Consider the following 15,342-nt stretch of genomic DNA (forward strand, 5'->3'; position numbering starts at 1 on the left):
CGTGCTCCTTCTTATGGCAAGATTGTGAATCTGGCAGATGGTTCACTTGAGCCGGATTCGCATGAAGCAGTAAATGGCGGACAATTAAGAATAGTGAAAGACGATCTGCTCAGTTTGTCTTCATCTGCTTCAACAGGCTTATCTTCGATAAGCAGTATGGTACAAGATACACCAATAGCTCAAATTAATAATGATATTGGTAATCTGCAAGAAAATACATTGCAATGGAATGGTACAGCCTATGATGCCACCCATAATGGCACTGCTCAGCGCATTACCAATGTAGCAGCCGGTCGTGTTAGAGAGAATTCCACCGATGCCGTCAACAACCACCAATTGTGGGAAGTGAGAAATGATCTGAATAGTCTGTCTACAACGGTAAATAATCTGCCTACAGGAGGCAATATTTCCCAGGACGCTTTGAATAATCTGTCAGCATCAATTAGTACAAGCGTAGCCAACCAGCTTCGTCCCGTAGCAGAAGCGATAGGTACAAATTTACCTTCTTCTGGTATTATTCCTGCGCCTGACTACGAAATTTATGCTCCTAACGGAGAAAGGACAGTAGTACATAATGTACGTGCTGCGCTGGAAAACATACAAAATAATGGTGCATCGATGTATGCGAAGATCAACAGCAGCAAGCAAGCATCACAAGCTAAAGGTGAGGATTCGATAGCAATAGGCGGAAATGCGGTGGCTCAAGGTACCTCGGCAATTGCGATAGGTGATTCAGCGAGTGCGCCGGAAAGTAATAGTGTAGCGCTGGGTAAAGAGGCGAAAGTAACGCAGGACGGAGGTGTGGCTCTGGGTGCCGGATCAGTAGCAAACAGGGCTGGCGGCCGTGGAGTTGGAGAAGTGTATATACCACCGGAAGCGAAAGGCAACGACAGGCTGGTTAGCGCAATTGAAGCAACGAGAAGTAAAGAGTATGGAGCGGTATCGGTAGGAAATACAGAAGATGGACAATATCGTCAGATAACCGGCGTCGCTGCGGGTACGGAGGATACGGATGCGGTGAATGTGGCTCAGCTTAAAGGTGTTAGTAATCAGATTAGCAAAGTAAATGAATATGTTAATCAGTTAAATGACAATCTTCACCATGTTGAGCGCCGTGCCTATTCTGGTACTGCAATGGCAATGGCATTGTCTGGTGCCTATCTGCCGTCCCTGAGCTCTGGCGGACAGGCTGTTGGTATCGGTGTAGGTACATACCGTAGTTATGGTGCCATAGGTGTAAACTATAAGGCAGCAAGTAAAAACGGTAAAATTACGTGGGGTGCAGGTGTTTCCACTACTGGTAAAGAAGCAGCTGTTAACTCTGCAATCGGCTTTAAGTGGTAAAAAATCTTAGCTGAGTAAACTTCTGGTCTTCCTTTATGAAGCCCAGAAGTTTTATTTGTTTATCAGTAGTAGTATTTTTACTAAGAATACGGATTAATATGCGCATCGGTATTTCTGTTATCACCCATGCTAACCAGAATATCTGGGAAAATGGTATGGGGCAGAATATTATATTTTTAGCTCTAAGTCTGAAGGCTATCCCATTTGTTAAATCAGTTGATCTGATTAATGTGGGTGGGCAGCCGAGTATGGCTGAGCAGATTGATTTAAATCTGTTTGATTTGCGTTTAATGTCAGAGCAGGAAGCTAGTGATGCTTTCGATGTTATTATTGAGCTGGCGGGGGCATTGAATCCGCAATGGCTGGCCTTACAGCGGGCTCGTGGCAAAAAGGTGGTGTTTTATTGTGTTGGCCAGCCTTATGTGGGACTGGTGGAATATAATATATTTGAAAAACCTACCAATTTTTCGCCGGTAGACCGTTCTGATGAGGTATGGCTGTTACCCAAAGATAAGGCTTATATTCCGATGCTGCGTACGATGTATCGCCGCCCGGTGCATGTTACGCCCTATCTGTGGGATCCGATGTTTGTATCCAAGCGCACACAGGAAATCAGTGCACTTGGCTTCCGTTTTGGCTGGCGTGGCAATTTGCATGATGGTATTAAAACACCTTTGAATGTAGCTATTTTTGAGCCTAATATTTCAGTTGTCAAAACTTCATCTATTCCGATGCTGGCCTGTGATGAAGCTTATCGCCAGCAGCCGCAGTCAGTAGGGATGATGCATGTGCTCAATACGCTGCATATGAAAGATCATTTGACGATGCTGTATCTGGCCAATTCGCTGAATCTGGTTAAGGAGCATAAAGCCTGCTTTTATGGCCGCCATGATATAGCTGGTTTTATGGCGCAGCATGCGAATGCTGTGGTTTCACATCAATGGTGTAATGACCAGAATTATCTGTATATGGATACGCTATATGGTGATTATCCGCTGATTCACAATTCTCCGTGGCTAAAAGAGTTTGGCGCTGGTTATTATTATCCGGACTTTGATGCACCAGAGGCAGGCAGGCAATTGATTCTTGCCTGGCAGCATCATGAGGAAAATCTGGATAGCCAGCGTCAGGCTGCGCAGGCTTTGTTTAAGGCCATTTCTCCTTTGGCTGAAGCCAATATTGCTGCCCATACGCAACTGTTATCTAATCTGTGTGCTGATCGTCCGGAATTATTAAGAGGTTAATTCATGCCGTCTGTGTCTTCGCTTCGTGTAGGTGTTTCGATTTATGTGCGTAAAGGAGCACAGTCGCTGTGGGAAAATGGCATTTTTCAGAATTGCCTGTTTCTGGCGATGTTATTACAGAAATCACCGATTGTTGGTAATGTGGTGCTGGTGGCTGGTTCCGGTGATGGCGATATGCAGGATGCAATGAATTTCCTGCGGGATTCGCCTGTGCCGGTGATTGATATGGCCAGTGCCATGAATGAGCTCGATGTGATGATTGAGATGAGCGCCCAGTTGGCTAAGGAATGGATGATAAATTTCAAGGCCAGAGGTGGTAAAGTAGTCAGTATGCGGGTGGGCAATGATTATGTGATTGATATTGAACGTATGCTGTTCAATAAGCCATCTGCTTTGCTGATTACGGGGGCGCCATATGATGAAGTATGGACATTACCTGAATACGAAAAAACCTGTATGCCATACTTCTCAAGTGCATTTCGTGCTCCGGTGCGGATTATGCCGCATTTATGGAGTCCGGTTATTCTGGAGCGCGCATGTGAAAAATTGTCTGAAGGTGAGCGGTTTGAGTACCGGCCGGGGCGCAGACGCTGGCGTGTTGGTATGTTTGAGCCCAATATGTGTATGGTGAAAACCAGTTATATGCCTATGCTGGTATGTGAAAGCGCACATCGGCTGAATCCGGATTTTATTGAACATATTTACGCGTGTAATACTATGAATCTGAGAGAGCAGAAAACTTTCAGTCTGTTTGCTCAGAGTCTGGATATTGCTCGGCATGGTTTGATTTCGTTTGAAGGTCGTTATCCTATATGGCAGGTAGTTTCGCGTTATTGTGAGGCGATTGTTTGTCATCATTGGGAAAACGCGCAGAATTATATTTATTATGAAGCTTTGTATGGTGGCTATCCGCTGATTCATAATTCACACCTGATTGGTGATTGTGGCTATCGCTATCATGATTTTGACTGTGAAGAAGGTGGGCAGAAACTGGTGGATGCATATAAGATGCATGATGAGAATCTTGCCAGTTATCGTGAGCAGGCAAATGCCTTTCTGGCAACTCTGTATCCTGAAGCGGAAAGCAACGTCCGCTGTTATACTGAGGCACTTGCATCGCTGTTTAAAGCTTAGATTGCACTGATTTTGCTATCTCTTTGATATTTATGTACATAAACCTGCCAGAAATAAAATATTCTCTATTGAAATTATGAGCTTATCTAGTACTTCGAATTTAATTTCCAGCCATGATCAGGACGCTACGCCAGCACGTTTGTGTATTGGGATTACTATCGGTCTGAGCCATCCTGAAGAAACGCTGTGGAATAATGGCATTAAACAGAATGCTGTTTTTCTTGCTGATGCGCTGAAAAATTGCCCGAATGTAGATTCTGTGGTGTTGGTAAATACAACGGGTGTACCGATTACATCAAGCTTACCTTGGGATTTGCAGGTATGGCCAACTAAAAGTTTTTCTGAGGCAAAAGATCAGGTTGATGTACTGATTGAGCTAGGTGGACAGATTAGTGCTGAGCAGACGGCCTATATCAAGAATAGAGGCGTGCGTCTGATTTCTTATTGCTGTGGTTTTGAATATATCCATATGATGGAAGCGGTTTTGTTTTCGCGTAATATGGGTGGGGCTAATCTGTTCATTAATCAACGTTATGATGATATCTGGATGATTCCGCAGGTTGCTAATTGCAGCCGGGCGTATTTTGAAGTATTTCGCCGTCATGAAGCACGTGTGGTGCCGTTTGTATGGAGTCCGATATTCTTGAATCAGAAAACGGCTGCTATACCATTTCAGGGCTCATGGCAGGCGCCGGATTCTGGTAATAAGGGTTGGCGTTTGTCGGTTATGGAACCGAATATTGATGTAGTAAAATTCTGCCTGTACCCGATTCTGATTGCAGAACTAGTGTATCGGAATAATCCTGAAGCCATTAATATCCTACAGGTTTGCAATACCTTACCGATGGCGCAGAAATCAATGGAATTCATTGCTTTAATGAATAAGCTGGATATTGTGAGAAATCGCAAGTCTGTATTTCTGGGTCGTTATGATACACCAACATTTTTGGCAGCCAATACCGATGCGGTGATTTCACATCAATGGGAAAATCCGCTTAATTATTTCTATCTGGAAGTATGCTGGCAGGGCTATCCTTTAATTCATAATGCAGAGATGGTTTCAGATCTAGGCTATTATTATGCTGGCAATGATGTGCAAGCGGGTGCCAAGCAGTTATCTGCTGTGATGAACGATCATGCATGTCATTCAGCTCAGTATCTGTATAACCAACGTAAACTGATCGCCCGCTTCCTGCCAGATAATACTGATCTGGTGGCCAGTTATTCTGCATTGCTGACAGAAGTAATGGCCAGACCATTGCGCTAATTACTTTTATTTTTTACACATATAAGTGTTAATATTGTCCTCTAGGATGGTACAGATACGCTGTATGGCTTCTTCGCTGCCCCATGCCATATGCGGGGTAATAATCAGGTTAGGCAGGTGAGCACGCAGTAATGGATTACCATGTACGGGCGGTTCTTCGCTTAGTACATCTACACCTGCTCCGCCTAACTGTCCGTATTTCAATGCGGCTACTAATGCCTCTTCCGCTACCAGACCACCGCGTCCTACATTAATCAGTACAGTCTGTGGTTTCATCATTTTTAATTCTGCTTCATCAATCAGATTACGTGTTTGCTCATTCAGGGGACAATGCAGGGATATGACGTCGGCTTGCTGTATGAGCTGGGTAAATGGTGTGTAGCCATTACGGCAGCTAGTGGCATTTTTGTGTTCACCCCAGAGAATATGCATTCCGAAAGCCTGAGCTCGTGCTGCCAGTGCCTGTCCGATGCCGCCTTTCCCGAAAATACCCAGTGTTTTGCCGTTCAGATCACGGATGGGAGCACCGAAGTGGCAGAAAAAAGGGCTGTTTTGCCATAATCCGGCCGCTATATCGCGCTGATAAGCCGGTAAATGACGCATTAATGCCAGAATAAGCATCATTGCATGTTCGGCAACAGTATCGTTGCCATAGCCACGGACATTGCGTATACCTACGTTGTGTTCTTGTGCCGCTTGCTGATCAATATGATCCAGACCGGTAGCCGGTACGGCAATTAGTTGCAGTTGCGGACTGTTGCTGATGGCATCGGCATCAATGCGTACTTTGTTGGATACGACAATATTGGCATGAGCGATTCGAGCGGCAACTTCATCTGGACTGCTATGGCTGTAGCTGGTGATATGATGGGGAAACTGGAAGTTGAACGGGAACTCGGGCAGGGTGGCACGATCCAGAAAAACAATTTCGCTGATATTCATGTTTTCTCCTGATAAATAAAAAGATTGCTGCGACCTAGAACATGCATGGGTTGAGTGTCTGTGTTACAGTGTACGCTATTTTATTAGCCAAGGATGAATAAGTATGGATCTGGTGATTGAAGATTTGCAGCAGGGTACTGGTAAGGACGCTGTAAAGGGAAAGGAAATCACGGTGCATTATACTGGTATGCTGGAAGACGGTACGGTGTTTGATTCCAGTGTTACCCGTCAGCAGCCGCTCACATTTACTCTGGGCGCTGGTATAGTGATTGCTGGCTGGGATAAAGGTTTTGATGGCATGAAAGAGGGCGGTAAACGTAAACTGACTATTCCGCCACATATGGCTTATGGTCGCCGTGGTGTTGAAGGGGTGATTCCGCCTGATGCTACGCTGATTTTTGATGTGGAATTATTGCAGGTTGATGATTGAGTTGCAGTTGTATACAGATTTTGTTCAGGCAGCTGTTTCAGGCTGCCTGAACTGTTTTGATAAGCTGGGGTTTTGATGATGGAGAATAATCCGACTATTGCTGCGATTGCAACTGCGCCCGGGCGTGGTGGAGTGGGGGTAGTGCGTTTGTCCGGTAAAAATCTACTGTCTCTGGCGCAAAAATTAAGTGGTGGCAAAACGCCTGTACCACGCAGGGTGATGTATACCGATTTTGTTGATGAACAGGGTGCTGTTATTGATAATGGTTTGCTGCTGTATTTTGCGGCACCGGCCAGCTTTACTGGTGAGGATGTGGTTGAGTTACAGGGGCATGGCGGGCCGGTAGTGTTGCAGATGTTATTGCAACGCTGCCTGCAACTGGGCGCCCGGCTGGCTGAACCGGGAGAGTTTACCAAACGTGCTTTTCTAAATAACAAACTGGATCTGGCACAGGCTGAAAGTGTGGCTGATTTGATTGATGCTTCCAGCCAGTCTGCAGCACGCATGGCGGTGCGCAGCCTGAAAGGGGCATTTTCGCAGGAAATTCACCGACTGGTAGATGAGCTGATTACTTTGCGCATGCTGGTGGAAGCAACGCTGGATTTTCCAGAGGAGGACATTGATTTTCTTCAGGCAGCGGATGCCAGCGGTAAGCTGGCGCAGTTGCGCAGCCAGTTGGACAAGGTGCTGCTGCATGCACAACAGGGCGCATTGTTACGTGAAGGCATGAATGTGGTGCTGGTAGGGGCGCCCAATGTGGGTAAATCGAGCCTGCTCAATGCGCTGGCAGGTGATGATGTGGCGATTGTCACTGATATTGCTGGTACAACGCGGGATACGGTCAGGGAGCAGATTACGCTGGATGGTGTACCGGTACATATTATTGATACGGCTGGTTTGCGTGAAACTGAGGATGTGGTTGAGCGTATCGGTATTGAACGCAGTCAGCAGGCGGTACAACAGGCGGATGTAGCACTGGTGCTGGTTGACCAGCGTGAAGGTATAAATGCCACCACAGCGGCGATTCTGGCGCAGTTACCGGCAGGTTTACACAAGATTGAAGTGCATAATAAGATTGATTTAACAGGTGAAGATGCTGCGAGTGTTTCACGTGAAACCGGCCAGCTACAGGCATTTACGGATGCGGAACAGGTGATTGCTCTGTCTGCCAGAACGGGTGTCGGTCTGGATTTACTGCGTCGGGCGCTGTTGCAGCAAGTGGGCTGGCAGGGAGAAAGTGAAGGCCTGTTTCTGGCACGAACACGCCATATTCAGGCTCTTGAGCACGCTCAGCAGGAGTTGCTGAATGCCAGTTTATGTCAGGATAATCAGATTGAGCTGTTGGCGGAACATTTGCGTCTGGCTCAAAATGCATTAAATGAAATTACCGGTGAATTCAGTGCCGATGATTTGCTGGGGGTGATTTTTAGCCGGTTTTGTATTGGTAAATAAGTTTTTAGCAGAAGATATTAGTCTGTTGGCAGCACTAACTACTGTTGTGAAGGGTAGTTAGTGCTTTTTTGTTCTGGATGTGGCTGAATTGCTGTTGTGATGATAAATAGGATAGGTATGACAGCTACGGTTAAAGCGCTTGTAAGAGAGCAAATCTTGGCAGGGTCTGACCATTGATGGTTATGGTCTCGATAAACATGCTTTTTGGGCGTACCCAGGTTGAATAATCACCATACAGACACTGGTAGATAACCAGTTCTTCTTCGGTTTCGCTATGGCGTGCTGTTCCGGTAACCTGATACAGTTTGCCTTTGTAATGTTGGTAGATGCCACGTTGCATGTATGTTCCTGTGCTGGTTTAGATGCAGCCGGTGTGTTCTGGCTGCTGGGTGATATAACTAAAATCTCTTTGATTACAACTCGGTATTCTTTTGGCTGCTTGCTGTTTAATTATACAATGTTTTGAATGAATTATAACAAGATGCCATATTAAGGAATACTGAATATGAATAATGACCCACGTGCCAGAATGCCTGATGCGCCATTGTCAGATAATGAGCGGCTGAAAGGTGAAAGTAATTATCTGTATGGTGAGATTGCTGCGGATCTACATGATGGAATTACTGGTGGGTTTAATGGTGATGATTTCCAGTTGATTCGTTTTCATGGTATGTATGAGCAGGATGACCGTGATGTTCGTGCACAGCGGCAGGCAGCCAGACTGGAACCACTGAAAAATGTGATGATGCGCTGTCGTCTGCCCGGCGGGATTATTACGCCGCAACAATGGCTGGGAATTGATGAATTTGCTACGACACATACGCTGTATGGCAGTATTCGTCTGACTACGCGCCAGACATTCCAGTTTCACGGGGTGCTGAAACACGATATTAAGCCAATGCATCAGTGGTTGCATCAGTTAGGACTAGATTCAATTGCTACGGCCGGTGATATTAATCGTAATGTTTTGTGTACCAATAATCCAGTTGAAAGCAGCCTGCATCGGGAAGCCTACGAATGGGCATGCAGGATTTCTGAACATTTATTGCCGCGGACACATGCTTATGCTGATATCTGGCTGGATGGGGAGAAGGTACTCAGTTCGGAACTGGCTGCGCCTTTGTCTGAAGGTGTCAGTGGTGATGCGGTGGAACCGATTAATGGCAAAACTTATTTACCACGCAAATTCAAAACGGCGCTGGTTATTCCGCCACTGAATGATGTGGATTTGCACGCCAATGATTTGAATTTTGTAGCCATTGGTGAAGCAGGTAAGCTGGTTGGCTTTAATGTGCTGGTAGGTGGTGGTTTGTCTATCGATCACGGTAATCAGCATACTTTTCCTAATACAGCCAAGGATTTTGGTTTTATTCCGGTGGAGCAGGTAGTGCGTTGTGCTGAAGCGGTGGTAACAACACAGCGGGACTGGGGCAACCGCAGTGATCGCAAGAATGCGCGCACACGTTATACGTTGCAGCGTGTGGGGGTGGAGGTGTTTAAGGAGGAAGTTGAGCGGCGACAGGGTTTTAAATTCGCGGCCAGCCGCCCCTATGAATTAACTGAGCGCGGCGACCGTATCGGCTGGGTATACGGTGAAGACGGGTGCTGGCATCTGACTTTATTTATTGAAAATGGCCGTTTGCTCGACTATCCGGATCGGCCGCTGAAAACCGGTATGCGTGAGCTGGCCAAAGTTCATAAGGGTGATTTCCGGCTGACTGCTAATCAGAATGTAATTGTTGCCGGTGTGTTGCCTGAAAATAAAGATGAAATTGAACGGATTGCGCGTGAATTCAGGCTGATTGATGATGATATTTCAGAGCAGCGCAAAAACAGTATGGCTTGTGTTGCTTTTCCGACCTGCCCGCTGGCGATGGCTGAATCTGAACGCTTTTTGTCTGGCTTTATCGACCAGGTTGATGCGCTGATGGCGCAATATGGTCTGGCACAGGAGCATATTATCCTGCGCGTTACAGGTTGCCCAAATAATTGTGGCCGTGCCTTACTGGCCGAGATTGGGCTGATTGGTAAGGCAATTGGTCGCTACAATCTGTATGTTGGTGGTAATCGTGCTGGTACGCGTATTCCGCGCTTGTTCCGTGAGAATATTACGGTTGATGAGGTGCTGGTTATCTTGCAGGAGTGGATTGCCCGCTGGGCACAGGAACGTAATGCGGGTGAAGGTTTTGGCGATTTTGCTATCCGCGTTGGTATTGTCAGGCCGGTAGTGGATGCAGCGGTGGATTTCTGGGATGTGGGCAAGGTAGTTATGTGAGAAATCAGTCTGGTAAATACGTTGCTGTATTCGGGGTAAATGGTCTGAATACCTGATGGCAGGATCAGGCTATTTTTAATATTTATGCTTTTGGTTTATGGTTTCGGGCTGGCATAAATCTGGTCAAATATGCCGCCATCGCTAAAGAAACGTTGTTGTGCTGCTGTCCAGCCGCCAAATTCTTTATCAATGGTAACCAGTTGCAGGCTAGGAAACTGGTGGCGGTATTCTGCCATGATTTTGGGATTAACCGGTCGGAAAAAGCTTTGCGCAATTAGTCGCTGTGCGCTGTCGCTATATAGATGTTGCAGATAGGCGATAGCTAGCCTGCGCTTGTCCGGGATGGTTACATTGCTGTCAACTACTGCTACTGGTGGCTCGCACAGAATGGACAGGGACGGGGTGATAATTTCAAATTCGTCCGGTGCCTGTTTGTGCGCTAGTCTGGCTTCATTTTCCCATGCCAGTAATACATCGCCTAGCTGACGGTGGGTGAATGTAATGGTGGCGGCGCGCGCTCCGGTATCCATCATGGGTACGTGCTGAAGCAGGGCGCGTAAAAATGCTTCAGCACTGGCATCGTTGCCGTTTGGCTGGTGTTTGGCCCATGCCCACGCAGCTAAAAAATTCCAGCGTGCCCCGCCGGATGTTTTTGGGTTGGGTGTGATAATCTGGACATTGTTCTGTATCAGGTCGCCCCAGTCGTGAATATGTTTAGGATTACCCTTACGCACCAGAAAGACGATAGTAGATGTATAGGGAGTGCTGTTATGAGGTAAACGTTGTTGCCAGTTTGGTGGCAGTAGTGCTTTTTTGCCACGGTTTAGGGCATTGATGTCTCCAGCCAGTGCCAGTGTCACGACATCTGCTTTCAGGCCATTCTGTACGGCAATGGCCTGCTTGCCGGAACCACCATTAGACTGGCGGATGTGAATTTTCTGACCAGTTTGCTGATACCAGTAGTGCTGAAAATCAGTATTGTAGTGCTGGTATAGCTCGCGAGTGGCATCGTAGGATGCGTTGAGCAGGGTTGTTTCGCTGTTGTTATTGCTATTACATGCTGTTAAGCCTATTAATATTGCCCCTAACAGGCCATAGTGCTGATATATGTTCATGCCAGAATTTTTGTTTGTAGACAGATGTTTTAATGTAGCAATGCTGGTATGGGGACGGAAATACTGTTTTTTTGTTTCTTTATAACTAAAAACAAGGTGGTGGTTTGGCTGGGTGCCTGAATGCTGGTCTGATTGATTACTGTGGATTTGAATTTGAAAAAGTCAGCTGAGGCTGTTATAAACCGCTTTTGATTTTAATCTGTTTGATTGAGAAAGTTACATGAAGAGCCAGAATGCAGAGGTTGCAGCCGATAGAAAGCTGTTAACACGGGAAGATGTGCGTACCTTGATGCTGTCATCCTTTGGTGGTGCGCTGGAGTTTTATGATTTTGTAATTTATGTTTTTTATGCCAAAGTATTGTCTGAACTGTTTTTTCCTGCTGGGTTAAACCCGTTCTGGGCAATGCTCAATACCTATGGTATTTTTGCTGCTGGCTATCTGTTCCGCCCGCTGGGCGGTATTGTGATGGCTCATTTTGGTGACTTGCTCGGGCGGAAACGTTTATTTGCATTGTCTATTATGATGATGGCATTACCAACTCTGTTTCTGGGGCTGATGCCTACTTTTGCTACTATTGGCTATGCTGCGCCAGTGTTGCTGTTGATATTGCGCATGATTCAGGGGGTGGCAATTGGTGGTGAAATTCCAGCAGCTTGGACTTTTGTATCTGAGCATGTGCCTGAAAAGCATGTGGGTATGGCTAATGGCTTTCTCACGGCTGGTTTGTCGCTGGGAATTTTACTAGGCTCGCTGATTGCGCTGGTGATGGCGAAAAATTTCAGTAGTGAAGAGATTCTGGAGGGCGCTTGGCGTATTCCTTTTATTCTGGGCGGTTTGTTTGGCTTGCTGACTTTGTATTTACGCAGTTATCTGCATGAAACACCAGTTTTTAAAGCAATGCAGCAACGCAAGGAGCTGGTAACGGAAATGCCAGTTAAAGTTCTGATTAAAAAACATAAAACTGCTGTTGTCGTCGGTATGCTGCTCACTTGGTTTCTGACTGGCTGTGTTGTGGTAATTCTGCTGGCTATGCCGCAGTTATTGACGGGCAGCTTTGGTTTTTCCAGTACTCAGGCATTTGAAATGCAGAGTACAGCTATTGTGATGCAGATGTTGGGTTGTGTTTTGTATGGTCTGCTTGCTGACCGTCTGGGTACGGGGCGCATGCTGATTGGTGGAATTGCGTTTACTGGTTTGATGGCGGTGTTATTTTATCCGGCACTGGGGCATTATAGTGAGGGTATGATTTTTGCCCTGTATATGCTACTGGGGCTGGCTACGGGTGTGGCCGGTATTATTTCTGCGGCCATGATTCGGATGTTTCCGCCAGCTATCCGCTTTACAGGTATTTCTTTTTCCTACAATGTAGCTTACGCGGTTGTTGGTGCTTTAACGCTGCCGCTGGTGCAATGGTTAAGCAGTTTTAGTCCGATTGGTGCCATGTATTATATTCTGCCTTTATGTATACTAGGCTTGCTGACTGCCTGTGTATTTCAGTACCGTTACCAGCGCTGATGCGCTAGTCATCAATGGTAGCCGTAAAAAAGCTGCTTTATCCTAGTGCGGCAGGCACCTGTGGATAAAGCAGCTTTTTTTATCAGCAATCAGGCATTGCCTGCATTTGCCTGTTGAGCCTGATACATGGCCTCGAAGTTGATCGGAGCCAGCATTACTGGCGGGAAGCCAGAGCGGGTAATGGTACTGGATACAGTCTCACGGGCATATGGGAACAGAATGTTCGGTGCGGCCACAGCCAGTAGCAGTTCCACATCATTTTCAGGAATATTTGCAATGCGGAAAATACCGCTTTGTGCCACTTCGTTCAGGAACAGAACACGGTCGTCGGTCATTTTGGCGGTCACGGTCACGGTAACAGTTACGTTATAAAATTCTTCCTCCAGCTTTTCAGCAGCAGAAGTTACGCGCATTTCGATTTGTGGTTCGCCATTTTCCAAAAAGATTTGTGGTGCATGCGGTACTTCCAGTGACAAATCTTTCAGGTAAATTTTTTCAATGCTGAATACCGGTTGTTGTGTAGTTTGTTCTTGTGCTTCTTCTTTTGTGCTCATGCTTTTCTTTCAACAAAGGGATAAAAGTTAATGTTGCAGATTCATCCAGCTGCGCCAGATGAGGGAGAAAAGAGATATTACGTGCTTAGCCTGCCAGCAGTGCGTCTAGTTTACCTGCTTGGTTCAAAGCATTCAAATCATCAAAGCCGCCAACGTGAACTTCACCAATATAAATCTGCGGTACAGTACGACGACCAGTGCGCTGCATCATCTGTTCACGGACTTGTGGGTCGGTATCAATGCGGATTTCATTAATATCGGCTACGCCTTTTTGTTTGAGTAATGCTTTGGCCATCTGGCAATAAGGGCATACACCAGTGGTATACATGGTAATCGGTTGCATTGCAGTTTCCTTGTTTGCGTACAGATACTGATTAGAATAGGATAGCATACCGCGAACTGGCGATACTGAACAGGTGCAGGCTTTCTTTGGCAGTATGCTGCGGTATAATTGACCAATATCCATATAACAAACGGACATATACAGATGATTCGTTTTGAGCAGGTATCAAAAATATATCCGGGCGGTTTTACTGCACTGAAAAATCTCAGTTTCTCTATCAACAAAGGTGAGATGATTTTTATTGCCGGCCATTCTGGTGCTGGCAAGTCAACCATTCTTAAACTGATTAGCGGTATTGTTAAACCAACTAAGGGCAAGGTGTGGCTGAATAATCAGGATTTAGGGCGCTTAAATGACAATCAGTTGGGCTATTTGCGTCAGCATATCGGTATCGTATTTCAGGATCATAAATTACTGTTTGACCGCAATGTGTTGCAAAATGTGATGCTACCGTTGCGTATTATCGGTTATGAGCGCAGGCAGGCAGAGCGCAGGGCACGGGTGGCTATTGAGAAAGTTGGACTGGGTGGGCGTGAGCTGGCTGACCCGATTACTCTGTCCGGTGGTGAGCAACAGCGATTGTGTATTGCTCGTGCAATTGTACACCAGCCCGGTTTGCTGATTGCTGATGAACCATCTGCTAATCTGGACAGAGCTTATGCACTGGATATCATGGAGTTGTTTAAAACGTTTCATGAGGCCGGCACCACGGTCATGGTAGCCGCACATGATGAAACATTAATGGCTGACTATGGACACCGTATCATCCGCTTGCAGGAAGGTAGGTTATACGCATGAAGCAACTGATTTCACTGCATAAAGAAGCTGGTTGTAAAGCGCTGCGCCAGTTGCTGCGTCAGCCAGTTGCAACTTTGTTGATTTTACTGATGCTGGCGATTGCCATGACGTTACCTTTGGCTTTGTATCTCGGGGTGCAGAGTGGGCAGCAGTTATTGGGACAGATGAATGAGGTGCCAACCATGACTCTGTATATGCAGATTGATGCCAAAGCCAGCGATAATCAGACTGTTGAACAAGCATTGCGCAGTAATAAGCAACTGGAAAAAGTGGTGTTTGTGAGCAAACAGCAGGGACTGGAGGAGTTACAGCGCAGTATGGGCAATCAGGATCTGGTTTCAATGCTTGACAGCAATCCTTTACCGGATGCATTTACTGTTACCCCCCAAGTGGATACGCCTGAGGAACTGGCTGGCTTACAGACAAATCTGGCACAACTACCAATGGTGGAAAGTGTGAAAATGGATGCTGAATGGATGCAAACTCTGTATCAGATTAATCAGTTTATCCATCAGTTGCTGTGGTTTCTGGCTATTACACTGGGGCTGGCGTTTGCTCTGGTGGCCTATAACACTATTCGTTTGCAGATTCTCAGTCACCGTGAAGAAATCGAAATTACTAAGCTGTTAGGTGCACCGGCATCTTTTATCCGGCGGCCATTCCTTTATCTGGCTATCTGGCAAAGCCTGCTGGCTGCGGCCATCAGTATTGGGTTGTGTTACTGGCTCAATTACCAGACCCAGCCATTACTTAGCACCATTTTGCAGCCATACGGAGTGCATATTGTCTGGCGTTTTTTCAATCTCGGGGAAATACTCGCTATTTTGCTGGTAGTCTGTGGACTAGGTATGCTGGGTGCATGGCTGGCCACCCGCCAGCACTTGCTTAGTTTTAAAGCCGAACGGTAAAAAATACCCCCGCTGTATAC

The 15,342-nt window shown here is 46.3% G+C and carries 15 protein-coding genes; 10 read left to right on the plus strand and 5 right to left on the minus strand.

From position 1 onward, the window contains the following. The 4 genes from BHC51_RS00445 to BHC51_RS00460 form a co-directional block, all read left to right on the plus strand. Positions 1–1,344, plus strand: a 1,344-nt coding sequence (locus tag BHC51_RS00445; RefSeq protein WP_100153079.1) for a YadA family autotransporter adhesin, incomplete at its 5' end; no start/stop codon positions are given. A 98-nt stretch (positions 1,345–1,442) separates the two neighbouring features. Continuing rightward, a complete protein-coding gene (locus tag BHC51_RS00450) occupies positions 1,443–2,588 on the plus strand; it encodes a DUF2827 domain-containing protein (protein ID WP_100153080.1) in 1,146 nt (381 codons plus the stop codon). A gap of 3 nt (positions 2,589–2,591) precedes the next feature. Then, entirely contained in the window at positions 2,592–3,722 is a 1,131-nt protein-coding gene (locus tag BHC51_RS00455) for a DUF2827 domain-containing protein (RefSeq protein WP_100099278.1), read from the plus strand. A 76-nt stretch (positions 3,723–3,798) separates the two neighbouring features. Continuing rightward, positions 3,799–4,989 (plus strand): DUF2827 domain-containing protein, encoded by a 1,191-nt coding sequence (locus BHC51_RS00460; RefSeq protein ID WP_100153081.1) that lies wholly within the window; start codon positions 3,799–3,801, stop codon positions 4,987–4,989. A gap of 6 nt (positions 4,990–4,995) precedes the next feature. On the opposite strand, the gene BHC51_RS00465 is transcribed toward BHC51_RS00460, so the two are convergent. Then, complete coding sequence (locus BHC51_RS00465) at positions 4,996–5,931, minus strand: D-2-hydroxyacid dehydrogenase (RefSeq protein WP_100099280.1); 936 nt, start codon at positions 5,929–5,931, stop codon at positions 4,996–4,998. Between the two features lie 103 nt (positions 5,932–6,034). Here BHC51_RS00465 and BHC51_RS00470 point away from each other — a divergent pair, with 103 nt between their 5' ends. Together BHC51_RS00470 and mnmE are read left to right on the plus strand one after the other, a co-directional pair. After that, positions 6,035–6,361 (plus strand): FKBP-type peptidyl-prolyl cis-trans isomerase, encoded by a 327-nt coding sequence (locus BHC51_RS00470; RefSeq protein WP_100099281.1) that lies wholly within the window; start codon positions 6,035–6,037, stop codon positions 6,359–6,361. A gap of 75 nt (positions 6,362–6,436) precedes the next feature. Further along, positions 6,437–7,813, plus strand: a complete 1,377-nt coding sequence (gene mnmE, locus BHC51_RS00475) for a tRNA uridine-5-carboxymethylaminomethyl(34) synthesis GTPase MnmE (protein ID WP_100099282.1) — start codon at positions 6,437–6,439, stop codon at positions 7,811–7,813. Positions 7,814–7,943: 130 nt separating this feature from the next. Here the strand turns inward: mnmE and BHC51_RS00480 are convergent, their stop codons facing one another. Further along, positions 7,944–8,153 carry a DUF1653 domain-containing protein gene (locus tag BHC51_RS00480; RefSeq protein ID WP_100099283.1) on the minus strand — a complete coding sequence of 70 codons (210 nt, stop codon included), beginning with the start codon at positions 8,151–8,153 and terminating at the stop codon, positions 7,944–7,946. Between the two features lie 165 nt (positions 8,154–8,318). On the opposite strand from BHC51_RS00480, the gene cysI reads away from it, so the two are divergent. Continuing rightward, positions 8,319–10,088, plus strand: a complete 1,770-nt coding sequence (cysI, locus tag BHC51_RS00485; protein WP_100153082.1) for an assimilatory sulfite reductase (NADPH) hemoprotein subunit — start codon at positions 8,319–8,321, stop codon at positions 10,086–10,088. 95 nt (positions 10,089–10,183) lie between these two features. Here the strand turns inward: cysI and BHC51_RS00490 are convergent, their stop codons facing one another. After that, positions 10,184–11,203 (minus strand): sulfate ABC transporter substrate-binding protein, encoded by a 1,020-nt coding sequence (locus BHC51_RS00490; protein WP_100153083.1) that lies wholly within the window; start codon positions 11,201–11,203, stop codon positions 10,184–10,186. A 220-nt stretch (positions 11,204–11,423) separates the two neighbouring features. Between BHC51_RS00490 and BHC51_RS00495 the strand changes: the two genes are divergently transcribed. Then, the gene (locus BHC51_RS00495; protein ID WP_100123566.1) at positions 11,424–12,719 is read left to right on the plus strand and encodes an MFS transporter; all 1,296 of its coding nucleotides are present in this window, start codon (positions 11,424–11,426) and stop codon (positions 12,717–12,719) included. A gap of 89 nt (positions 12,720–12,808) precedes the next feature. On the opposite strand, the gene secB is transcribed toward BHC51_RS00495, so the two are convergent. Next, on the minus strand, positions 12,809–13,273 hold the full coding sequence (secB, locus tag BHC51_RS00500) for a protein-export chaperone SecB (protein WP_100099287.1): 465 nt from the start codon (positions 13,271–13,273) through the stop codon (positions 12,809–12,811). 85 nt (positions 13,274–13,358) lie between these two features. Beyond that, positions 13,359–13,616, minus strand: a complete 258-nt coding sequence (gene grxC / locus BHC51_RS00505; protein ID WP_100099288.1) for a glutaredoxin 3 — start codon at positions 13,614–13,616, stop codon at positions 13,359–13,361. Between the two features lie 144 nt (positions 13,617–13,760). Here grxC and ftsE point away from each other — a divergent pair, with 144 nt between their 5' ends. After that, positions 13,761–14,414, plus strand: coding sequence for a cell division ATP-binding protein FtsE (gene ftsE, locus BHC51_RS00510; RefSeq protein ID WP_100099289.1), 654 nt, complete (start codon positions 13,761–13,763; stop codon positions 14,412–14,414). Continuing rightward, a complete protein-coding gene (gene ftsX, locus BHC51_RS00515; protein WP_373885674.1) occupies positions 14,405–15,322 on the plus strand; it encodes a permease-like cell division protein FtsX in 918 nt (305 codons plus the stop codon). The genes ftsE and ftsX overlap by 10 nt, the downstream gene beginning before the upstream one ends. The last annotated feature ends 20 nt before the right edge of the window (positions 15,323–15,342 follow it).

It is taken from the genome of Snodgrassella alvi, assembly GCF_002777745.1.
Taxonomy (GTDB): domain Bacteria; phylum Pseudomonadota; class Gammaproteobacteria; order Burkholderiales; family Neisseriaceae; genus Snodgrassella; species Snodgrassella alvi_D.

Bases quoted from the DNA above. Each gene is read 5' to 3' on its own strand.
- BHC51_RS00450 (WP_100153080.1), top strand. From the start codon at position 1,443: ATGCGCATCGGTATTTCTGTTATCACCCATGCTAACCAGAATATCTGG.
- BHC51_RS00455 (WP_100099278.1), top strand. From the start codon at position 2,592: ATGCCGTCTGTGTCTTCGCTTCGTGTAGGTGTTTCGATTTATGTGCGT.
- BHC51_RS00460 (WP_100153081.1), top strand. From the start codon at position 3,799: ATGAGCTTATCTAGTACTTCGAATTTAATTTCCAGCCATGATCAGGAC.
- BHC51_RS00465 (WP_100099280.1), bottom strand. From the start codon at position 5,931: ATGAATATCAGCGAAATTGTTTTTCTGGATCGTGCCACCCTGCCCGAG.
- BHC51_RS00470 (WP_100099281.1), top strand. From the start codon at position 6,035: ATGGATCTGGTGATTGAAGATTTGCAGCAGGGTACTGGTAAGGACGCT.
- mnmE (WP_100099282.1), top strand. From the start codon at position 6,437: ATGATGGAGAATAATCCGACTATTGCTGCGATTGCAACTGCGCCCGGG.
- BHC51_RS00480 (WP_100099283.1), bottom strand. From the start codon at position 8,153: ATGCAACGTGGCATCTACCAACATTACAAAGGCAAACTGTATCAGGTT.
- cysI (WP_100153082.1), top strand. From the start codon at position 8,319: ATGAATAATGACCCACGTGCCAGAATGCCTGATGCGCCATTGTCAGAT.
- BHC51_RS00490 (WP_100153083.1), bottom strand. From the start codon at position 11,203: ATGAACATATATCAGCACTATGGCCTGTTAGGGGCAATATTAATAGGC.
- BHC51_RS00495 (WP_100123566.1), top strand. From the start codon at position 11,424: ATGAAGAGCCAGAATGCAGAGGTTGCAGCCGATAGAAAGCTGTTAACA.
- secB (WP_100099287.1), bottom strand. From the start codon at position 13,273: ATGAGCACAAAAGAAGAAGCACAAGAACAAACTACACAACAACCGGTA.
- grxC (WP_100099288.1), bottom strand. From the start codon at position 13,616: ATGCAACCGATTACCATGTATACCACTGGTGTATGCCCTTATTGCCAG.
- ftsE (WP_100099289.1), top strand. From the start codon at position 13,761: ATGATTCGTTTTGAGCAGGTATCAAAAATATATCCGGGCGGTTTTACT.